This window comes from Neisseria mucosa (genome assembly GCA_003028315.1).
Classification (GTDB): domain Bacteria; phylum Pseudomonadota; class Gammaproteobacteria; order Burkholderiales; family Neisseriaceae; genus Neisseria; species Neisseria mucosa.
In genome coordinates this window covers 935,976-958,174 of record CP028150.1, presented here as the reverse complement: position 1 = coordinate 958,174, position 22,199 = coordinate 935,976, and the positions used below count along the sequence as shown (strand labels likewise).

At 51.2% G+C, this 22,199-nt stretch carries 16 protein-coding genes and 3 pseudogenes; 6 read left to right on the top strand and 13 right to left on the bottom strand.

Annotated elements, in window-relative coordinates; translation table 11 throughout:
* Positions 1-63: 63 nt before the first annotated feature.
* Positions 64-1,374 (bottom strand): DUF2130 domain-containing protein, encoded by a 1,311-nt coding sequence (locus NM96_04695; GenBank protein AVR78732.1) that lies wholly within the window; start codon positions 1,372-1,374, stop codon positions 64-66.
* Positions 1,375-1,466: 92 nt separating this feature from the next.
* Complete coding sequence (locus tag NM96_04690) at positions 1,467-3,236, bottom strand: ABC transporter ATP-binding protein/permease (GenBank protein AVR78731.1); 1,770 nt, start codon at positions 3,234-3,236, stop codon at positions 1,467-1,469.
* A 250-nt stretch (positions 3,237-3,486) separates the two neighbouring features.
* Here NM96_04690 and NM96_04685 point away from each other — a divergent pair, with 250 nt between their 5' ends.
* A complete protein-coding gene (locus NM96_04685) occupies positions 3,487-5,709 on the top strand; it encodes a TonB-dependent receptor (protein AVR78730.1) in 2,223 nt (740 codons plus the stop codon).
* 197 nt (positions 5,710-5,906) lie between these two features.
* On the opposite strand, the gene yhbY is transcribed toward NM96_04685, so the two are convergent.
* The gene (yhbY, locus tag NM96_04680; protein ID AVR78729.1) at positions 5,907-6,191 is read right to left on the bottom strand and encodes a ribosome assembly RNA-binding protein YhbY; all 285 of its coding nucleotides are present in this window, start codon (positions 6,189-6,191) and stop codon (positions 5,907-5,909) included.
* Between the two features lie 108 nt (positions 6,192-6,299).
* On the opposite strand from yhbY, the gene NM96_04675 reads away from it, so the two are divergent.
* The 3 genes and pseudogenes from NM96_04675 (at position 6,300) to NM96_04665 (ending at position 9,589) form a co-directional block, all read left to right on the top strand.
* Entirely contained in the window at positions 6,300-6,920 is a 621-nt protein-coding gene (locus NM96_04675; GenBank protein AVR78728.1) for an RlmE family RNA methyltransferase, read from the top strand.
* A 64-nt stretch (positions 6,921-6,984) separates the two neighbouring features.
* Complete coding sequence (locus NM96_04670) at positions 6,985-8,931, top strand: ATP-dependent metallopeptidase FtsH/Yme1/Tma family protein (protein AVR78727.1); 1,947 nt, start codon at positions 6,985-6,987, stop codon at positions 8,929-8,931.
* Between the two features lie 76 nt (positions 8,932-9,007).
* Positions 9,008-9,589 (top strand): annotated as a pseudogene (locus tag NM96_04665) (IS5/IS1182 family transposase).
* On the opposite strand, the pseudogene NM96_04660 reads toward NM96_04665, so the two are convergent.
* From NM96_04660 to NM96_04635, 6 genes and pseudogenes are all read right to left on the bottom strand, one after another.
* A pseudogene (locus tag NM96_04660) lies at positions 9,558-9,748 on the bottom strand (IS110 family transposase). The pseudogenes NM96_04665 and NM96_04660 sit on opposite strands and share 32 nt — an antisense overlap.
* Before the next feature lie 3 nt (positions 9,749-9,751).
* A complete protein-coding gene (locus NM96_04655) occupies positions 9,752-12,517 on the bottom strand; it encodes a DNA gyrase subunit A (protein AVR78726.1) in 2,766 nt (921 codons plus the stop codon).
* A 182-nt stretch (positions 12,518-12,699) separates the two neighbouring features.
* Positions 12,700-13,260, bottom strand: coding sequence for an elongation factor P (gene efp / locus NM96_04650; protein AVR78725.1), 561 nt, complete (start codon positions 13,258-13,260; stop codon positions 12,700-12,702).
* A gap of 40 nt (positions 13,261-13,300) precedes the next feature.
* A complete protein-coding gene (gene earP, locus NM96_04645) occupies positions 13,301-14,452 on the bottom strand; it encodes an elongation factor P maturation arginine rhamnosyltransferase EarP (GenBank protein ID AVR78724.1) in 1,152 nt (383 codons plus the stop codon).
* A 48-nt stretch (positions 14,453-14,500) separates the two neighbouring features.
* Complete coding sequence (locus tag NM96_04640) at positions 14,501-14,779, bottom strand: hypothetical protein (GenBank protein ID AVR78723.1); 279 nt, start codon at positions 14,777-14,779, stop codon at positions 14,501-14,503.
* Between the two features lie 37 nt (positions 14,780-14,816).
* Positions 14,817-15,761 carry an SAM-dependent methyltransferase gene (locus NM96_04635; protein ID AVR78722.1) on the bottom strand — a complete coding sequence of 315 codons (945 nt, stop codon included), beginning with the start codon at positions 15,759-15,761 and terminating at the stop codon, positions 14,817-14,819.
* Between the two features lie 337 nt (positions 15,762-16,098).
* Here NM96_04635 and NM96_04630 point away from each other — a divergent pair, with 337 nt between their 5' ends.
* A complete protein-coding gene (locus tag NM96_04630; GenBank protein ID AVR78721.1) occupies positions 16,099-17,472 on the top strand; it encodes an ATP-dependent helicase in 1,374 nt (457 codons plus the stop codon).
* Positions 17,473-17,689: 217 nt separating this feature from the next.
* On the opposite strand, the gene NM96_04625 is transcribed toward NM96_04630, so the two are convergent.
* The 4 genes and pseudogenes from NM96_04625 to NM96_04610 all read right to left on the bottom strand — a co-directional run bounded on the left by NM96_04625 (position 17,690) and on the right by NM96_04610 (position 20,270).
* On the bottom strand, positions 17,690-18,184 hold the full coding sequence (locus NM96_04625) for a hypothetical protein (GenBank protein AVR78720.1): 495 nt from the start codon (positions 18,182-18,184) through the stop codon (positions 17,690-17,692).
* Between the two features lie 307 nt (positions 18,185-18,491).
* A complete protein-coding gene (locus NM96_04620) occupies positions 18,492-18,770 on the bottom strand; it encodes a cell division protein FtsB (protein ID AVR78719.1) in 279 nt (92 codons plus the stop codon).
* 16 nt (positions 18,771-18,786) lie between these two features.
* Complete coding sequence (locus NM96_04615) at positions 18,787-20,073, bottom strand: phosphopyruvate hydratase (GenBank protein ID AVR78718.1); 1,287 nt, start codon at positions 20,071-20,073, stop codon at positions 18,787-18,789.
* Positions 20,070-20,270, bottom strand: a pseudogene (locus NM96_04610) (hypothetical protein). Before NM96_04610 ends, NM96_04615 begins: the two are co-directional and overlap by 4 nt.
* A gap of 464 nt (positions 20,271-20,734) precedes the next feature.
* Here NM96_04610 and NM96_04605 point away from each other — a divergent pair.
* Entirely contained in the window at positions 20,735-22,198 is a 1,464-nt protein-coding gene (locus NM96_04605) for an IMP dehydrogenase (GenBank protein AVR78717.1), read from the top strand.
* Position 22,199 lies beyond the last annotated feature (1 nt).

The following is a 22,199-nucleotide window of genomic DNA, read 5'->3' as shown; positions in this document are numbered from 1 at the left end:
TCGGGAAAGGTCGTCTGAAAACGGGGAAGGCCGCTTTCAGACGACCTTTACTTCATACGAACCTCAATCCTCTTTTTTCTCCAACGCGGCAAAGGCGGCCTTCATGGTCGGGTTTTTGCGCACTAATTTTTTGACGGTCAGGTCGGTTGCTTTGTTGTTGGCGAGGCGCAGGTTGTTTTCTGAAGAGAGTAGGGCTTCTTTGGTTTTTTGCAGGTGGCTGATGGTTTTGTCGATTTCGTCGATGGCGGTTTGGAACTTGCGGCTGGCGAGTTCGTAATTGCGGGCGAAATCGGTTTTGAACTTGTCCAAGTCTTCTTCAAAGTGTGTGATGTCGATGTTTTGCGCGCGCATTTGTGCCAATTCCTGTTTGTATTTCAATGAATTGAGCGCGGCATTGCGCAACAGGGAGACGATGGGGATAAAGAATTGCGGGCGCACGACGTACATTTTCGGGTAGGTGTAGGATACGTCGACGATGCCGTTGTTGTAGAGGTCGCTGTCGGCTTCCAAGAGTGAGACGAGGACGGCGTATTCGCAGTTTTTCTCTCTGCGGTCTTTGTCCAACTCTTTAAAAAAGTGTTCGTTTTTCTTTTTGGTGGCGGTTTCGTCGTTTTCGTTTTTCATCTCGAACATGATGGAGATGATTTCGTTGCCTTCTTCGTCGGTTTCGCGGTAGATGTAGTCGCCTTTGCTGCCGGTTTTGGCGTCGTTGTCCTTGCCGAAGACGGCTTGGGGAAAGGCGGTGGTGCGGATGCGGTTGAATTCGGTTTCGCAGTGCTGCTCGAGGCTTTCTCCTATCATTTTGGTGGACTGTCTGGCTTTGAAGTCTTTGTAGAAGGCGATGGTTTCGTCTTTTTGTTTGAGTTCGGCTTCGTATTTTTCGCGCAGGCTTTGTTTTTCCAACTGGTTTTCTTTGGATTGCAGCATGAGCTGCGTGTTCAGATTGCCCAATTCGCGCTCTTTTTCGGCAACGGCTTTGGTGATTTCCAGCTCTTTTTCCATGTTTTTCGCCGTTTCCAGCGATTTTGCCTGCGCTTTCAGTTCGGCAATCAATTTATCCTGTTCGGCAATTTGCTCTTTCAGACGACCTTCGATTTCGGCGGCGGCAAGTTTGCTGTCTTTTTCGTAGGCATTGATTTGGTTGGATAGGGCGGCGATTTCGTGGTTTTTGTCGGCTAGGATTTTGTCAAACTGATTTTGCGCCTGCGCTTGGGCAAGCTGCATATCGCTTTGAAACTGCATCTGCGCCTGTTGCAGGCGCTCGTGGATTTCGGTTTGAAATTCTTGGGTGCGGACTTGGTTCAGGATGTCGGCGTAACTGGCTTCGTTGACGGTAAACGCGGTGTGGCAGTGCGGGCATTTGATTTCGTGCATGGCGGGTTTCCCTTTTGTTTGAGAGTGGGATTTTAGCAGAAAGGTCGTCTGAAAACCCTTGCGGGTTTTCAGACGACCTCGTCGCTTTAAATTCAATCGCAAGCTACGTTGCCAACATCAAGACTGAAATCGTGAAACTCGTTGAGCGTGCTGCGGTGGCCGATGCTGATGATGATGCTCTGCGGCAGTTTTTGCTTTAAGGCGCGGTAGAGCAGGGCCTCGGTCGGTTCGTCCAAGGCGGCGGTGGCTTCGTCGAGCAGGATGACTTTGGGCTGCGAGAGCAGGGCGCGGACGAAGGCGACGCGTTGCAGTTCGCCCGGGGAGAGTTTGTGTTGCCAGTCGTCGGGTTTGTCCAATTTATCAACGAGATAACCTAAGCGGCAGGTGTTCATGGCGTCGGCTAGTTCGGGATGCTGTTTGTCGATGTCGGGGTAACAAATCGCGTCGCGCAGGCTGCCTTGTGCCGTGTACGGGCGTTGCGGCAGGAAGAGGATGTCTTGATGCGGCGGACGGCTGACTTTGCCGCTGCTGCCGAACGGCCAAAGCCCTGCCAGCGCGCGCAGCAGCGAGGTTTTGCCGCAACCGCTCGGGCCGCGTATCAGCAGGGAATCACCGCTTTTGAGGTTGACGTTGATGCCGCTCAACAGGATTTCGCCGTTGTGGCGGAACAGGACGACGTTTTCCAGCGAGAGGTCGTCTGAAACTTCAGTAATGTCAGGTTGCTGCGCGCTGTGTTGTTCTTCCGTACTCAGCAAGAATCCGTACAGACGCTCCAGTCGGGCGCGGTAGGCGGTGAATTTGTTGTAGAACATCCGAAAGAAGGACAGGGCGTTTTGCAGTCGGGCGAAGGCTTGGACGGTCTGCTGGATGTCGCCGATTTTGATTTGCCCGGCAAACAGGCGCGGGGCTTGCAAAATAATGGGGAAGAGCTTAATTCCGTTGGTAAACATATCGTTAAAGCCGCTCAAGCAGACGCTTTGGCGGGCGATGCGCCAACGGTTGCGGATAATGGCCTTGAAGCGGTCGGCAAGCTGGTCGTGTTCGTGTTGTTCGCCGCTGTAAAACGCCACGCTTTCGGCGTGGTCGCGCACGCGGATGAGGGAATAACGATAGTCGCCGTTGAGCTTTTCGTTTTCATAGTTGTAACGAATCAGAGGGTTGCCTATCCACATGGCGATAAAGGTCGCCAAAATCACAAACATATAGACAAACCAAACGATGCCGTGCGGAATGTCGAAGCCGAACACGGTCAGGATGCCCGCCAAGCTCCACAAAACAACGGCAAATTCCAGCGAGGTAACGACCGAATTGACCATGCCGCGCACAAATTCTATGGTCGAGGCGATGAAATCCTGCGCGTCTTGTTGGATACGCTGGTCGATGTTGTCCGGCGCATGGCGGCGCATTTGCAGACGGTAGTAGTTTTTGTCGGCAAGCCAGCGCGTTGTCAGCACTTCATTGAGCCGCTCCGACCATTTAATCGCCAAGCCTTGATCGAGAAAGTCGTTGACGACGTTGTTAAACGCCCGCACCAACACCACGCCCGCGTTCATCGCTGCAAACATCCAAAACGCGGAGGCGTTCAAATCCTGCATCGAGTCGTAAAGTCCTTTGGACATAAAGGTACTCAATACATTCAGCCGCACTTCGGTCAGCAGCAGCGCAATCATCGCCGTAATCAGCAGCAATACTTTGACCGCGCTTTTCGGCGTCAGACACAGCCGCAGGATATAGGCAAACTCCCGCCCGAAGCGCGTTTCGCGTGCCAAAAACAGAATCACCGCCGAGGCGGCGGCGACCATCAATAAGGTCTGTAACAGCCAAGACGGCGTGGAATAAAGCTCGATTTGCCATTTTTGCATGTGCGTTGTCTCTTGGGGCAGGCAGCGGGCAGGGGTCGTTTGAAACCCTGATTCTCCGCTTAATAAAATAATTTACAATTACTATGGATAAAGTTTTGATTGATGTTGTATTTTTGTTTTTACAAATAGTTATCATCAATTTTTATAGAAAAGCAGAATATTATCAAATATAATTCCGCAGCAAAATTACTTTGTGATTTTTAACGCTTATTGCAACAAAAATAACCCACCTCAAAGACAGAAGGAATCTATGAACAGCAAATTAGCCCTGATGCCGCTTTTGATTATGAGCGCATTTTCTTATGCCGCCGATGAAGCGACGCCCGAAGCCCCAGTGCAACAGCAGTTGCAGGAAGTCCATGTCCGCGCCGACGCCAAACGCGTCAAAGCCGCCCGTTCTTACTCCATCGCCAGCGACGGCGACTTGCGCGACCGCGTGAACTTGGGCGTATTGGGCAAAGCCAATGCCTTTACCGCGCCGATTACCGTCGTCAACTACGACGAACAAGCCCTCAACAACACCGAAGCGCGTACTTTGGTGGATGCCGTAGCGAAAAAAGACGCTTCCGTTTGGCAGTTCGGCGGCGAAAGCAACACATTGACCGGCCTGTATTTCCGCGGTTATCAGCTTGATGCGCGCCAATTCAGCGTCAACGGTTTGGCAGGTATGTACGGCACGCAAGGCACAGCCAGCGTGCAAGTCGGCTCCGCGCAACTGATTAAAGGCGCGTCCACCACTGTAAACGGCATGGACCCTGAAGGCGCGGTATCCGGTTCCGTCAATATCGAGACCAAAAAAGCTGCAGATGAAGGCAACCGTAAAATCGGTTTGGGCTGGTTCAGCAACAACCGTGCTCAAGGCACATTCGACTTGGGTCAACGCTTCGGCGAAAACAAAGAATTCGGCGTGCGTGCCAACGGCAAGCTGCGCCACGGCGATACCCCGCGCCACGGTTACAGTGAAGACAACAAAGAATTTGCCTTGAATGCCGACTACCGCGGCGAAAAACTGCGCGTGGCGTTCGATTCCATCTACGCGAAACGCAAAACCAACGGCGGCCGCGCGCGTATGCAGGATATTCAAAACGCCAGCGGCCGCTTGTTTGACGCGCCTGAAGGCAAAGTGAATCTGGCGCCGAGCTGGCAGGCTCAAAACACGCGCGGTCAGACCAATATGCTGACCTTCGAATGGGATGCGTTTGAAAATGCCCAAATTACAGGCGGTATCGGCTACAACAATGCGCGCTATTACGGTAATTTCGCCTCTCCGACCGTTACGAGCAGCGGTTTAACCTACAATTCAGGTCGCGCACGTTTGACCGACCAGCGTTTCAAAACGCTCAGTATGAATCTGACTGCACGCGGCGAATTTGAAACCGGTCCGGTGAGCCACAACTGGAGTGCCGCATTTGACCGAATCGACCGCAAACGTACTACTTATCAAGGAGCACGTCAAACAAGAAGCAGCGTTATCGATCCAAGCCTTGATATTCCGACCCAATTGGCAAAATTGGATTCCAACTTAGGAAGCGCGTGGAGTGCAACGCCTTCATTGGATACCGTAATCAAAGTAAACAGTTTGGCGGTATCTGACACGCTTGGTTTTGCCGACAACAAATACCGACTCACTTTGGGCGGGCGTTTCCAAGCCGTCGAGCAGAAAAACAAATTAAACGGCCGCAAAGCGGATGCAAGCCGTTTCAGCCCGATGTTGATGGCGGCATGGGTTCCGCAGCCTGATTTGGTGGTTTACGGAAACTATATGGAAGATTTGGAGCCGTCCGACATCCGTACCGATGACGACGGTCATGTAACGATGGCAGATCCGCGCGTCAGCCGCCAATTTGAAGTCGGCGTACGCAAAAACTGGGGCGACTTTGTCACCACTTTAAACGCGTTCCAAATCAAACGCCCGGGCTACTGGCGCGGCAACACGACTTCAGGAACTGATTTCGCAGCGCGCAAAAATGCAGGCTTGGCTTATAGCGGTTCCGAGCAAGGCATGGAACGCAGCCGCGGTATCGAGTTCAATACCTATGCCAATTTGTTGAACAAAACCCTGCGTCCGAGCTTTGGTTTGATGTATCTGCAATCGACCGTAAAAGATTACCCGAATTTCGCCGACAATCTTGTTAACGGCGTGCAAGTCGCCAACCCGCGCGTGATTGCCAAAGCGGGCGTGGAATGGGACACCCCGTTTGCCAAAGGCTTGACCTTGAACGGCAACGTTTCGTACTTCGGCAAGTCTTACCAAGACACTCAAAAGCAATACGCCTTCCCATCCTATACCTTGGTTGACGTAGGCGCGCGCTACAAAACCAAACTGGGTAAAAACACCCTGACCGTCAGCAGCTCGGTAGAAAACCTGTTCAACAAAAACTACTGGCAGGTACAGCGCGGCCAATACGACCGCAGCTTCGCCGTCGTCGGCATGCCGCGTACTTACTGGCTGAAAGCGGAATTGGATTTCTAATATCCGGATAGACCAACCGGCAAAGACAAAGGTCGTCTGAAAATCCCCAATCAGGGTTTTCAGACGACCTTTTATATCAAGGGATAAATAATCTGCTGTTGTTTCTATACTGATTTCAAGATTTATTAAACGAAAGTCGTCTGAAAGCCTTGATAGTTTTTCAGACGACCTCTCATTGTTTGGAACCAAACGCTTTCTCAAGCCTCCAAGTTTTTACGCCACAACACCAACAGCTTACCGATATGCTGAACCAGTTGCGCATCGACGGCTTCGCACAACGCATTGCAAATTTCAACGCGTTCGGCGCGGTCGTCGCCGAATACACGGACTTTGATTAACTCATGCGCCGTCAGAGCGGCATCGGTTTCTTTGATAACGGACTCGGTCAAACCTTGTTGTCCCACCATTACAACGGGATGAAGGTGGTGGGCGCGGGCTTTCAATTCCAAAATTTCTTTGGTGCTTAATTTATTGTCAGTCATGTTCTAATGCTTGAAAAGAAAGAATAATGCGGCATTGTACGCGATTTGGCGCAATCTCGGGGGAAAATAACGTACAATACGGCGTTTCTCTATATCATTAAATAAATTATGGCAGTACGTTCAAAATCATCAAAAGCCTGGCTTCACGAACACGTAAACGATCATTACGTCCACATGGCGCAAAAAGACGGTTATCGCGCCCGCGCTGCATATAAACTGCTGGAAATCAACGAAAAAGACAAATTAATCAAACCCGGCACGGTTTTGGCGGATTTAGGCAGCGCACCGGGAAGCTGGTCGCAAGTCGCGGCAAAACTGGTCGGCAATTCAGGACGAGTGTTCGCATTGGATATCCTGCCTATGGATGAAATAGAAGGTGTTTCTTTTATTCAGGGCGACTTCAGGGAAGACGAAGTATTGGCGCAATTTGAAACCCTGCTGGACGCCCGTCCGCTAGACCTTGTAATTTGCGATATGGCACCCAATATGTCGGGTAACGCCGTAACCGACCAAGCCCGCAGCTTTTATTTATGTGAACTGGCTTTGGACTTTGCCGTCAATCATTTGAAAACGGGCGGCAGCTTTTTGGTGAAAGTATTTCAGGGAGCGGGCTATCAGGAATATATGGCAGCCATGCGTGAAATCTTCGGAACGGTGCAGACGCGCAAGCCCGAGGCATCGCGCAATCGTTCCAGTGAGATTTATTTATTAGGAAAAAATAAACGCTGACAATACAAGCAGCGTGTTTTAAAATCTTTCTTTCGTTTATCTTTATATCATGGAGCCTGGCTAAGTGGGGAATACCTTTAAGTCAATTCTGCTCTGGGTTGCTTTGTGCGTCGGCTTGATGGCTGCGTTCAATGCTCTGACCAGCAAGCAGGAAAACAAGCAGCAAATCGAATACTCTCAATTTATCCAACAGGTAAACAACGGTGAAGTAGCCAATGTCAATATCGAAGGCTCAGTCGTCAGCGGTTATCTGATTAAAGGCGAGCGTACCGATAAAACCTCTTTCTTCACCAATGCGCCTTTGGACGATAATTTGGTTAAAACGCTTTTGGACAATAAAGTCCGCGTCAACGTTATCCCCGAAGAAAAACCAAGCATGCTCGCCAGCCTGTTTTACAGCCTGTTGCCGGTATTGCTGCTGATTGGCGCATGGTTTTATTTTATGCGTATGCAAAGCGGTGGCGGCGGTAAGGGGGGCGCATTCTCTTTCGGTAAAAGCCGTGCCCGTCTTCTGGACAAAGATGCCAACAAAGTTACCTTTGCCGATGTTGCCGGTTGCGATGAGGCAAAAGAGGAAGTGCAGGAAATCGTTGATTACCTGAAAGCTCCAAGCCGTTATCAAAGTTTGGGCGGACGCGTTCCGCGCGGTATCTTACTGGCAGGCAGCCCGGGTACCGGTAAAACTTTGTTGGCAAAAGCCATTGCAGGCGAAGCAGGAGTACCGTTCTTCAGCATCTCAGGTTCTGACTTTGTTGAAATGTTCGTCGGGGTCGGTGCAAGCCGCGTGCGCGATATGTTTGAACAAGCGAAGAAAAACGCTCCTTGTATCATTTTTATTGACGAAATCGACGCTGTCGGCCGTCAGCGCGGTGCCGGTTTGGGCGGTGGTAATGATGAGCGCGAACAAACCTTGAACCAGCTTTTGGTCGAGATGGACGGTTTTGAAAGTAATCAGACCGTTATCGTCATTGCCGCAACCAACCGTCCGGACGTATTAGACCCCGCCTTGCAACGTCCCGGCCGTTTCGACCGACAAGTGGTGGTTCCACTACCCGATATCCGTGGTCGTGAACAGATTTTGAAAGTACACGCAAAAAAAGTGCCTTTGGATGCATCTGTCGATTTGGGTTCTTTGGCCCGAGGTACTCCCGGTTTTTCCGGTGCGGATTTGGCTAACTTGGTTAATGAAGCCGCCCTGTTTGCAGGCCGTCGGAATAAAACCAAAGTTGATCAAAGCGATTTCGAAGATGCCAAAGACAAAATCTATATGGGTCCCGAACGCCGCAGCATGGTAATGCATGAAGACGAAAAACGTGCGACTGCCTACCATGAAGCTGGTCACGCGATTGTTGCCGAAAGCCTGCCATTTACTGACCCTGTCCACAAGGTGACCATTATGCCGCGCGGCCGTGCGCTTGGTTTGACTTGGCAGCTTCCAGAACGCGACCGTATTAGTATGTACAAAGACCAAATGCTGAGCCAGCTTTCCATCTTGTTCGGCGGTCGTATTGCCGAAGACATCTTCGTCGGCCGTATTTCCACCGGCGCGTCCAATGATTTCGAACGTGCTACGCAAATAGCGCGCGAAATGGTTACGCGCTATGGGATGAGCGATAAAATGGGCGTAATGGTTTATGCGGAGAATGAAGGCGAAGTGTTCTTGGGACGCAGCGTTACCCGTTCTCAAAACATTTCCGAAAAAACGCAACAAGATATTGATGCTGAAGTACGCCGTATTTTGGACGAGCAATATCAGGTGGCCTACAAAATCCTTGATGAAAACCGCGATAAAATGGAGACCATGTGTAAAGCCTTGATAGATTGGGAAACCATCGATCGTGATCAAGTATTGGAAATTATGGCAGGCAAACAACCTAGCCCGCCTAAAGATTACAGCCACAATATACGTCAGGATAATGCGGAACCATCCGAACCAGAGCCTAAACCTCAAACTGTTGCTCAGGAATCTGCTCCGATTGAGTCTTTTGAAGACTCGGGAAATAAATCATAAATATGGGAAACGGCAGCTTATTAAAGCTGCCGTTTTTATTTTAATATGATTGAGTGAACTGGGAAGGAGGGAACGTGTTGACGCCATCATTATTCAGACCGCCGGCAGCAAACAGCGTCAGGCCATAGAAGTCGACGAGGAAGGACAAGTCAGCGGACAAACCACACCGAGTAAGGACAAAGATGCCCGTTGGACAAAGAAAAACGGCCTCTACAAACTCGGTTACAAACAACATACCCGTACCGATGAGGAAGGCTATATCGAGAAACTGCACATCACTCCTGCCAATACCCATGAGTGCAACCACCTGTTGCCTTTGTTGGAAGGCATTGCCGAAGATACGACCGTCTATGCCGATAAAGGCTACGACAGTGCGGAAAACCGACAACATCTGAAAGAGCATCAGTTGTTAGACGGCATTATGCGCAAAGCCTGCCGCAACCGTCCGCTGACGGAAGCGCAAACCAAACGTAACCGATATTTGTCGAAGACCCGTTATGTGGTCGAACAAAGCTTCGGTACGCTGCACCGTAAATTCCGCTACGCCCGGGCAGCCTATTTTGGTCTGTGTAAAGTGAGTGCGCAAAGCCATCTGAAGGCGATGTGTTTGAACCTGTTGAAAGCGGCTAACAGGCTAAGTGTGCCTGTTGCCGCCTAAAAGGCGGCCCGGATGCCTGATTATGGGGCGTCCGGGGAGGATTAAGGGGGCATTTGGGTAAAATCAGGAGCAATTAGGAGCGGAAATAGACGAAAACCTGTGTTTGGGTTTCGGTTGTCGGGGGAAAAGGAATTTTGCAAAGGTTTCTGCCTGTTTCTTGCTTTATTGCGGTGTGTTGTCTTCTGTCGTTACGTTTGTCTCACCAGTGTTTTCTTCACCTGAAACTGATTCGTCTTCCGGCTCTTCCGCTACCCGCTCGAGGCTGACCAGTTGTTCGCCTTCGTCCAGATTAATCAGGCGCACGCCTGCTGCGGCGCGGCCGGTTTCGCGGATTTGTTCGACTTTGGTGCGGATGAGGACGCCGCCGCTGGTAATCAGCATCAGGTCGTCGGTTTCGCCGACCAAGGTTGCAGCAACCAAATCGCCGTTGCGCTCGCCGGTGTTGATGGCGATATTGCCTTGTCCGCCTTTGTTTTTACGGCTGTAATCGGCAATCGGGGTACGCTTGCCGTAGCCGTTGGCGGTGGCAGTCAGCACTTGCAAATCGCTTTGAGCGGCTTCAGGGGCAAAGGTAATCAGGCTGACGATTTTGCCGTCGGCAGGCAGGCGCATACCGCGTAAGCCGCCGCTGCCGCGACCGGACGGACGCACACCGTGTTTGCCGCTTGGCAGGGCGTTTTCGTTGTCGGCGGTTTCGTCTTCAAGGTCATCTAAAATTTCGGTTTCGATGTCGGCATCTTCCGCTTCGTCGTTACCGGATTTTTCCCAGTATTCGTTGAAACGGATGGCTTTGCCCAAGTTGGAGAACAGCATGATGTCGTCCGAGCCGCTGGTTTGCGCGGCGCCGACGAGGTAGTCGCCCTCTTTGAGCGCGATGGCTTTGATGCCTTGGCTGCGGACGTTTTTGAAGGCGGAAAGCTGGACTTTTTTCACCATGCCTTGCGCGGTGGCGAAGAAGACGTATTGGTCTTCGGGGAATTCGCGCACAGCGAGGATGGCGCTGACTTTTTCGCCTTCTTCCAACTGGATGACGTTGTTAATCGGACGCCCGCGGCTGTTGCGTCCACCTTCGGGCAGTTTGTAAACCTTAATCCAATGGCACTTGCCGAGGTTGGTGAAACACATCAAATAGTCATGCGTATTCGCAACAAACAGGGTTTCGATGAAGTCTTCGTCTTTGGTTGCCGCCGCCTGTTTGCCGCGTCCGCCGCGACGCTGCGCCTGATAGTCGGTGGTCGGCTGGGTTTTGATATAGCCGCCGTGGGTCAGGGTAACAACCATTTCTCGTTGCGGAATCAGGTCTTCATCGGCAATGTCGCCGCCGAACGGGTTGATTTCGCTGCGGCGTTCGTCGCCGAAATTGGTTTTGGTTTCTTCCAATTCTTCGCGGATGATTTGGGTGATGCGTTCCGGTTTCGCCAAAATGTCCAAATAGTCGATGATTTTTGCCATGATGTTTTTGTAGTCGCCGACGATTTCTTCTTGGTCAAGGCCGGTCAGGTTGCGCAGGCTCATGCGCAGGATGGCGTCAGCCTGGATTTCGCTCAGATAATAGCCTTGTTCCTGCAAGCCGAGATTGGCGGGCAGACCTTCGGGACGCGCCATGCGCAGGTCGAGGTCGGTACGGCTCAGCATGTCTTCCACCAAACCGCTGCGCCATGCACGGGACAGCAGTTTTTCTTTGGCTTCAGGCGCGTCGGCAGATTCTTTGATGAGGCGAATCATCTCGTCGATATTGGACAGGGCGACGGCTTTACCTTCAGCGATATGGCCTTCATGACGCGCTTTTTTCAGGCGGAACAGGGTGCGGCGGGTTACGACTTCACGACGGTGGCGCAGGAATTCCGCCAAAATCTGTTTCAGGTTCAACAGGCGCGGCTGACCGTCAACCAAAGCAACCATGTTGATACCGAAGCTGTCTTGAAGCTGGGTGAGTTTATAGAGTTGGTTTAAAACGACTTCGGCGTTTTCGTTACGTTTCAATTCGATAACGACGCGCATACCGGATTTGTCGGATTCGTCGCGCAGGTCGGATACGCCTTCCAACGTTTTTTCGCGCACCAGTTCGCCGATTTTTTCCACCAGCTTGGCTTTGTTCACCTGATACGGGATTTCGTCGATGATGATGGCTTCGCGTTCGCCGTTTTTGCCTATCGGTTCGATATGGGTTTTACCGCGCATGACGACGCGGCCGCGGCCGGTTTTATAGCCTTCGCGCACGCCGCTCAAGCCGTAGATGGTCGCGCCGGTCGGGAAATCGGGGGCTTGCAGGATGTTGATCAATTCGTCGATTTCGGTTTCGGGTTCGTCCAAAAGACGCAGACAGGCGTTGATGGTGTCGGTGAGGTTGTGCGGCGGGATGTTGGTCGCCATACCGACGGCGATACCGGACGAGCCGTTGACCAACAGCGCGGGGAAGCGGGTCGGCAACACCAGCGGCTCGTGTTCGCTGCCGTCGTAGTTCGGACCAAAATTGACGGTTTCTTCTTCGATGTCCGCCAGCATTTCGTGGGCGATTTTCGCCATGCGGATTTCGGTATAACGCATGGCCGCGGCGCCGTCGCCGTCAACCGAACCGAAGTTGCCCTGACCGTCGATTAAGACGTAGCGCATCGAAAAATCCTGCGCCATGCGCACGATGGTGTCGTAAACCGCGGAATCGCCGTGCGGATGGTATTTACCGATGACGTCGCCGACGATACGCGCCGATTTTTTGTAGGCGGCATTCCAGTTGTTTTTCAGCTCGTGCATGGCGTAAAGCACGCGGCGGTGCACCGGCTTCAAACCGTCGCGCACATCGGGCAGCGCGCGGCCGACAATCACGCTCATGGCGTAATCGAGATAGCTTTTGCGCATTTCGTCTTCAAGGCTGACGGGCAGGGTTTCGAGTGCGAATTTATGGTCGTTGCGGATAGTTGCGTCGGTCATGGTTTTCTTTATTTCGTATGGCAAAAATTAGCTCGAATTTTAGCATAAAAACGGCTTGGAAAGGGCGTTTTGCGGGGCAATGCGGCAAATCCGGGCAACTTGCAGAACGATGGTTGTAAAAATAGATAAAAGGTCGTCTGAAACTTTTCAGACGACCTTTTATCTTGAACCGAAGCTGATGCTTAAGCGCGTTTGCGGAATTCGCCGGTACGGGTATCGATTTCGACTTTGTCGCCGTTTTCGATGTAAGACATCACTTGGATTTCAGTGCCGCCGACCAGACGCGCGGTTTTCATCACTTTGCCGGAAGTATCGCCTTTAACGGCAGGCTCGGTGTATTCAACTTCGCGTACGATGATGGTAGGCAGCTCGACAGAAATGGGGTTGCCTTCGTAGAAGGTTACTTCGCATTGGTCTTCCATGCCGTCAACGATGAATTTCAACGCATCGCCGATGTTGTCGGCTTCGATTTCGTATTGGTTGAATTCTTCGTCCATGAAGACGTACATAGGGTCGGCAAAGTAGCTGTAAGTACAGTTTTTGCGGGACAGGATGACGACGTCGAATTTGTCGTCGGCTTTGTAAATGGTTTCGGAAGCGGCACCGGTCAGCAGGTTTTTCAGTTTCATGCTGACTTTGGCGGAAGAGCGGCCGCCTTTGATGTATTCGGTTTTTTGAACGACCATAGGATCGTTGCCGACCATGAATACGTTGCCGGCGCGCAGTTCTTGTGCTGTTTTCATGTATTGTCCAATCAAATCGGTTGTAAATAAACGCGCTATTTTAGCGTATTTTTTTAAGCTTTGAAATAAAGGCGGCGAGTTTTTCGGGGGCGGAAGGTTGCTTAAAAAGATGACGGCTCCAGTCCTCCGCGCCTTGCCGCCAGTCGTTTTGGTGTTGTTGCAGGATTTGCCAACATTCGAGGCGTTGTGTGGCGGATAATGCCTCTCCGCCGTTGAGGTCGTCTGAAAGGCGGCGGTGTGCCGAGGCGGTTTCGGGCGTGTAGAAGCCGTGTGCCTTATCCCAAAAGGCGTGGAGTTTGTCGAGATGGACATTCTCGTCTTGCGGGTAGATGTGCCAAAAGAAGGATTTGCCGGCAAGCTGGGCGCGGACGAAACTGTCTTCGCCGCGTATCACGGCGCAGTCGGCGAGGTGCAGCAGTTTGTCGAAATCCTGTTGCGGCACGAAAGGGATTTTGACGAGGCGGACAGAGGTCGTCTGAAAAACATCGCCGTCGTTTTGCAGGGCGTTTTGCGGAATGACGCCGCTTTGTTTGAGGCTGTCGATGATTTGCGTACCTGCCAGCAGCAGGGTTATCGGGCTGCCTACCTGTTGCCACATGTCCAGCCATTTTGCCCAAACATCGCTCCGATAGCCGAAAAGCAGCCATTCGGGGGCATTTTTTTCGGGCAACATCAGCCGCTCTCGCAAGGCTTTGGTATCGAAACGGACGGCATCACGGTAATCGCGTTCGCGTATCAGCCCGCCGCTTTTTTCGCTGAAACCCATAAACCAAAAATATTTTTGAACACCCTCCTGCGGTGAAGGCATCAGGTGCAGCCTTTCATTGCTTTCTTCCGCGCTCAAATATTCCCAATTCAGCCAAAGCGGCTTGTGTTGGCGGATGATGTGCAACACATTTTCAGGCAGATCACAGGCGAAAGTTTCGATGACATTATCGGGAACAGGCGCATTATTAATATCCGCCACTTCAGCATGCCAAGTGCGGACATGAATATCCTGATGAACGCAGGGAACGTCGGGCAAATCGGGACAAAGCGCACGCAAGGCGGACACATCGTCCGTCCACAAATGCACCTGCCAACCGAGTTCACGGTGCAAAACACGGGCAAGCCGCAAGGAAACGCCGATGTCGCCGAAATTGTCGATGACGTTGCAAAAAATCCAACAAACAGGAAAAGCGTGTGTATTCATAAAAGACTCGAGGTCGTCTGAAATCGGTTTTAGACGACCTTTTCAAAACTAAAACGCGCCGAAATAGTGGAACAAATACACAATCAGCAAAACGATTGGGATAAACAGCAGCATGGTTTGACGTTTCAAATCAAACTCTTGCTTAAGATGATGCTTGATGGTGTCGAAAAGGACGAATTTGAACAGAAACGTCGCTTCGCAGGCAAGGATGATGCCGTTGATTAAGTGTTGCGCCGCATCTTCGGGCGGATTGACGGCGAAAACGGCAAGCGTCGCCAAGGGTATCAGGCAGACGACGAGCCAGCGGATGATGAGCGGTTTGGGCATGGTGTGTAATCAGTTCAAAATAATTGGAAGAGGGCGGTTATTTATGTCTGATTTCCCAACACTGATGGATTTTCTTGTTGCGGAAATCGTCGGGAACGGATTGTTTGGAAATGTCTTTGACGGCGTATTGTTCCGATACCGAATCGTCCAAGACGAAGCTGCGCAAGTTGTTGGAGAAGTACAAAAGACCGTCTGAAGCGAGCAGGCTCATTGCGCCGTCAATCAGCTTTTTGTGGTCGCGCTGGATGTCGAGGATGTCAAGCATCTTTTTGCTGTTGGAGAAGCTGGGCGGATCCATGACGATGAGGTCGAACTGTTTGCCTTCGGCGGCGGCGTTTTGCAGGTATTGGAACACGTCGGCGCGGATGATTTTGTGTTGTTCGGGGCTGATGCCGTTGAGTTCGAAATTGCGTTTCGCCCAATCGAGATAGGTGTTGGACAAATCGACGGTTTCGCTGGACGCTGCGCCGCCGGTGGCGGCATAGACGGTGAAGCTGCCTGTGTAGGAAAACAGGTTGAGGAAGCGTTTGCCCGCTGCGGTTTCGCCGACTTTTTTGCGCGTGTTGCGGTGGTCGAGAAAGAGGCCGGTGTCGAGGTATTTGTCGAGGTTGACCCAAAACTGGCGGACGTTTTCGGTGATGACGAAATCGTCGCCGGTTTTGCCGGTTTTCTCGTATTGCTGCAAGCCTTTTTGGCGTTCGCGGCGTTTGAGGTGGATTTGTTCGGGCGCAAAACCGGTAACGAAGGCGACGGCTTCCAATACTTCGGCAAGCCACGCTTCGTATTCTTCGGGCTGCATCAGCCAGCCGGTATCGTATTCCTGAAGGTGGATTTGGTCGCCGTAAACATCGACGGCAAAGGGGAATTGGGGGATGTCGCGGTCGTAAATACGCCAGGCTTCGATGCCGTTGCGTTTCGCCCATTTCATGAGGTGTTTGATGTTTTTGCCCATGCGGTTGGCGAAGGGTGTGATGTCGGTCATGGTTTCAGACGGCCTGAATGAGGATTGGGAAGGGTTTGGATTTTAACGCACTTGATGCCTTTTTGCTTGACCGTTGTCCATAAAATCTATATTATCCGCCGTTCGCCTTTTTATACGAAGCCATCGTCTTCCAACCTAAACCGCTGTTTCGGGCGCGTTTCTTTTATTGCTTGCTGATTTGCCAAGCCTTTCTATGCAGGTTGTCGTCGATGTTAACCACAAGCAAGATGCTTGCGACAACCCTGTAACTTCACATTTCCCGTATCGTTACTTTCCTTTGCTTCAGGTCGTCTGAAAACCGTTCAGACGTGCGCGTTGTTGTCTCTTTAGGATAGCCATGTCTATTAAATTTGCCGATTTGAACCTTGATAAAAACATCTTGTCCGCCGTGCGCAGCGAGGGTTACGAAAGCCCGACGCCGATTCAGGCGCAAGCCATTCCGTTTGCTTTGGAAGGCCGCGACATCATGGCTTCGGCGCAAACCGGCTCCGGCAAAACCGCCGCCTTCCTGCTGCCGACGTTGCAGCGGCTGACCAAACGCAGCGAGAAACCGGGCAAAGGCCCGCGCGCGTTGGTATTGACGCCGACCCGCGAATTGGCGGCGCAAGTTGAGAAAAACGCGCTGGCGTACGCCAAAAATATGCGTTGGTTCCGCACCGTCAGCATCGTCGGCGGCGCATCTTTCGGCTACCAAACCCGCGCCTTGAGCAAACCGGTTGACCTGATTGTCGCCACGCCGGGCCGTCTGATGGACTTGATGCAAAGCGGCAAAGTCGATTTCGCCCGCTTGGAAGTGCTGATTTTGGACGAAGCCGACCGTATGTTGGACATGGGTTTTATCGACGACATTGAAACCATCGTCGAAGCCACCCCGACCGACCGTCAGACTTTATTGTTCTCCGCCACTTGGGACGGCGCAGTCGGCAAACTCGCACGCAAACTGACGAAAAACCCTGAAATCATCGAAGTCGAGCGCGTGGACGACCAAGGCAAAATCGAAGAGCAGCTGCTGTACTGCGACGATATGCGCCACAAAAACCGCCTGCTCGACCACATCCTGCGCGATGCCAACATCGACCAATGCGTGATTTTCACGTCCACCAAAGCCATGACCGAAGTCATCGCCGATGATTTGTATGAAAAAGGTTTCGCCGCCAACTGCCTGCACGGCGACATGCCGCAAGGCTGGCGTAACCGCACGCTGATGGATTTGCGCAAAGGCCGCTGCAAAATTTTGGTTGCCACCGACGTTGCCGCACGCGGTATCGACGTGCCGACCATTACCCACGTCATCAACTACGACCTGCCGAAACAGGCGGAAGACTACGTTCACCGCATCGGCCGTACCGGACGGGCAGGGCGCACGGGTATTGCGATTACCTTCGCCGAAGTGAACGAATACGTCAAAGTACACAAAATCGAAAAATACATCGGCCGTAAATTGCCCGAGCTGACCGTCGAAGGCATGGAACCGACCCGCAAGCGCAAATCCGCAGGTGGCAAGCCGAAAGGCAAAGGTGGCTGGGGCGATAGAAAATCCGGCGGCTGGCGCGGCGATAAGAAACCGGGCAAAGAAGGCTTCGGTGGCAAATCGCGCGGCGAAGGTTTCAAAAAAGAAGGATTTAAGAAAGGCGGCGAAGGCTTCAAAGGCAAACGTAAAGCCAACGATTCTTTCGGCTCGAAACCAAGCCGTCCAGCGAAAAGAGGCTGATGCTAAAGCCAAATCAATAGCGGGTATAGTGGATTAAATTTAAATCAGGACAAGGCGAGGCAACGCCGTACTGGTTTAAAGTTAATCCACTATATGAAGAAACTTTGATACCGCGTTGCCTAACAAAAAGGTCGTCTGAAAATCGATTTCAGACGACCTTTTTATTATGATGAGACGAAGGAGAGTTTGAGACAGATGGGTTCAATACGCCATAAATTTATACCGGCTCATGCGCCCATTGAGGAAGCGTGGTTTTCTGTTTGCAAAATGCAAATAACCGCTGTCCGCTGAATTTCTCAAACATCAGCTCCACACCGCTTTGCAAGCGCAAAATCAGTGCGGAAGGTGTATCTATTTTGATAAAGTCGATGCGGTGCTGTACCAGTTTTGCAATAGTCGAATACAAATCAAGCTTGTCTGCATGATTGAAGAACCAGGGATTAAGACTTAACCAGCGTCCTCCGTTTAATGGCTCTCCGGGTTGGAAATCAGCACGGATTTGAGTAAGGCGGTCGTCTGAAAAATGCAGTTCAATATTGCCATAAAGCCAGATATTCCATCCCTTTTTCACTAAAAGCCCTTTAGGAACGCATTCGGGAGCGGGGAACATTTGTAAAATCATTTCTGCAGTTTGTCCGATTTCCAGATAATCAAATCGGCCTGTGGTCAGAAAGTCAAACATATCGACAGAAATCGGAAAGTGGTAACGCATGGCAAGCTTCAGACGAGGTAGGAAGAATGGCGTTATATTAGTTCAAAAGTCAAATGCAATCAATTCTTATTTCTATTTTTAGTTGATTTCACTATTTGAGGACATTTCATTTTTTGTACAATTTAAAATTAAGATACTCTCATTAATACCGTCATTTCCGCATAGGTAGGAATATGAAAGTTTGAAGTAGCAGCAAACTCTGAATATTTTTATAAAACCAAGTTGTTTTCGCGGGGAAAGTCCAAGCTACAGATAAAAGAAGGTCGTCTGAAATTTTTCAGACGACCTTTTATTCCCATCAGGGCAATTAACGGCTGCGTTCGATAAAACGGTAATAGGTTTCGCCGTCTTGGACGTAACCCAATTCCACACGGGCAATTTCAGAAATCGCTTCTTGACCGTTCGCCAAATCATCGACTTCCGCAGCAAGGAACTGGTTGCGCAAAGTGAGCGTCTGGTTTTTCTCCTCCTGCACGGAAAGTTGTTCCTGCAATTCTTCCGTATGCCCGATACTGCCTTTTCCAAACCAAAGGCTGTATTGGCAGTAAGCAAGCGCGATGGATAAAACAACAGTTACCCACTTCATACATCAATACCTTTTCTTATTTGCCCAGTTGATAGAATGCGGCTTTGCCGGGGTAGTAGGCAGCTTCTGCCAATTCTTCCTCGATGCGCAGCAGTTGGTTGTATTTCGCCATGCGGTCGGATCGGCTCAATGAACCGGTTTTGATCTGCATACAGTTGGTAGCGACTGCCAAGTCGGCAATGGTGCTGTCTTCAGTTTCGCCCGAACGGTGGCTCATTACGCTGGCGTAACGGCTGCGTTTTGCCAAGTCAACCGCTTGCAAGGTTTCGCTCAAAGTACCGATTTGGTTGACTTTGACCAGCAATGCGTTTGCCACGCCTTTTTCGATGCCTTCGGCAAGGATTTTCGGATTGGTTACGAACAAGTCGTCGCCAACCAGTTGTACTTTGTTGCCGAGTTTTTCGGTGAGAAGTTTCCAGCCGTCCCAGTCGTTTTCATCCATACCGTCTTCGATGGAGATAATCGGGAATTCGTTAACCAAGCCCTCAAGGTATTCGGCAAATTCTGCGCTGGTGTAAGAACGGCCTTCGGCTTCCAAGTGGTATTTGCCGTCTTTGTAGAACTCGCTGGATGCGCAGTCCAAAGCAAACAAGACATCATCGCCTGCTTTGTAACCAGCGGCTTCGGTTGCTTCAACCATCAGTTGCAGGGCTTCTTTGTGGCTGTTCAGGTTAGGTGCGAAACCGCCTTCATCTCCGACAGTAGTCGGGAAGCCTTTACCGTCGCACAGTTTTTTCAGCGCGTGGAAAATTTCGGCGCCGCAGCGCAGGGCTTCGCGGAAGGATTTTGCGCCGACAGGCATAATCATAAATTCTTGAATGTTCAGGCTGTTATTGGCATGTTCGCCGCCGTTGATAACGTTCATCATCGGAACAGGCAAAGCCATAGGACCGGCGCCGCCCAAGTAACGGTACAGCGGCAGACCTGAATCTTCGGCAGCCGCGCGGGCAACAGCCATAGAAACCGCCAAAGTAGCATTCGCACCCAAATTGCCTTTGTTTTCAGTGCCGTCCAGCTCGATCATGATTTTGTCGATGTAGGACTGTTCGTTGGCATCGATGCCGATCAGGGCTTGGGCAATTTGGTTGTTGACGTGTTCAACTGCTTTCAATACGCCTTTGCCCGAGTAGCGGGATTTGTCGCCGTCGCGAAGTTCCAAAGCCTCTTTTTGACCGGTAGACGCACCGCTCGGTACGGCGGCACGGCCCATTACGCCGGACTCCAGCAATACATCGCATTCTACGGTGGGGTTGCCGCGTGAATCCAAAATCTCGCGGGCAAAAATATCAACGATTGCGCTCATAAATATTCTCCAAATGAGGATGAAAAAAGAAAAGTAGCTTTGTTACATTTCAGACGACCTGTGAGTGTCGCTGAAAGCACATCAACGGCGATTATACCGATGGTGGTATTGGAATTACGATGAAACCGACTTTAAGTTTGTTTCACGTCAACATCGGTTTTGCACAAAAAATAATATCTGCTCAAGCAGCCTCGCATTTTAACAGTTTTTGAGGTTTCAGGGCAGGGGAGCTTGCTGAGAATGCTTTGTTTTAGGCAGGAAGGTCGTCTGAAAAACGATTCGAATGAGCATTTAACCAACCGATAATATTCAATATCTTTTCGAATTTTGAGATAAATGAGGATTTTTTAAGGGCTTGGAGAGCAGCATTGTCTAATCTGTGATAGCCGCTGATTTCAATAATGCGAACCATATTTGAGTGATTATTTAAAGCCCTTACGCCGAGAATGGCTTGTCCTTTCTCTCCATTTTCTAGGAAATAAACAGGATATTTGGGAACAGGTATATTGGCAACTTTGTTGAAAAAGCAAAATCGGTATCAAAATTTCCGGGCATTTATCATCGTGTAAAAAAATAACAAAGCCCTTGCAAAATTTTGTCAAGGTTGGCATTTAAATGCTATAATGCCGTGCATCTTGCACAAACTGAAAGACTGAGCATCATGCGTATCGTAGAAAAAGCCTATACTTTCGACGATGTTTTGTTGGTTCCTGCACATTCAACCGTGCTGCCACGAGACGTTAAACTTCAAACCAAGCTCACCCGCGAAATCACGCTCAACCTCCCCTTACTTTCCGCCGCAATGGACACCGTTACCGAAGCACGCCTCGCCATTTCTATGGCGCAGGAAGGCGGTATCGGCATTATCCATAAAAACATGACGCCCGAAATGCAGGCGCGTGCTGTTTCCAAAGTGAAACGCCACGAGAGCGGCGTAGTGAAAGACCCGGTAACGGTTGCCCCGACGACGCTCATCCGCGAAGTATTGGAAATGCGCGCGCAACGCAAACGCAAAATGTCCGGCCTGCCCGTCGTCGAAAACGGCAAAGTAGTAGGTATCGTTACCAACCGCGACCTGCGTTTTGAAAACCGCCTCGACCTGCCCGTTTCCGCCATTATGACCCCGCGCGAACGCTTGGTTACCGTCCCCGAAGGCACAAGCATCGACGAAGCGCGCGAACTGATGCACGAACATAAAGTCGAGCGCGTTTTGGTCTTGAACGAAAAAGACGAGCTTAAAGGCTTGATTACCGTAAAAGATATTTTGAAAACCACCGAGTTTCCGAATGCCAACAAAGACTCCGAAGGCCGTTTGCGCGTAGGCGCGGCAGTCGGCACCGGCGGCGACACCGAAGAGCGCGTAAAAGCCTTGGTCGGAGCAGGAGTCGACGTCATCGTCGTCGATACTGCACACGGCCATAGCCAAGGCGTTATCGAGCGCGTGAAATGGGTGAAAGAAACCTATCCGCACATCCAAGTCATCGGCGGCAATATCGCAACCGCCAAAGCCGCTTTGGATTTGGTCGCAGCAGGTGCAGACGCCGTCAAAGTCGGTATCGGACCGGGTTCGATTTGCACCACCCGTATCGTTGCAGGCGTAGGCGTGCCGCAACTGACCGCCATTCACAATGTTGCCGAAGCCCTCAAAGGTACAGGCGTTCCGCTGATTGCCGACGGCGGCATCCGCTTCTCCGGCGACATCGCCAAAGCCTTGGCAGCGGGCGCATACAGCGTCATGCTCGGCGGTATGTTTGCCGGTACGGAAGAAGCACCGGGCGAAATCGAACTCTACCAAGGCCGCTCGTACAAATCCTACCGCGGTATGGGTTCTCTGGGAGCAATGAGCCAAGGCTCCGCCGACCGCTACTTCCAAGATAAAACCGACAGCACCGATAAATACGTCCCCGAAGGCATCGAAGGCCGCGTTCCCTACAAAGGCCCGATTGTGAACATCATCCACCAACTGACTGGCGGTTTGCGTTCCAGCATGGGCTATTTGGGCTGCGCCAATATCGAAGAAATGCACGAAAAAGCGGAATTTGTCGAAATCACCTCCGCCGGCATGAGCGAATCCCACGTTCACGATGTCCAGATTACCAAAGAAGCGCCGAACTATCACCGCTAAG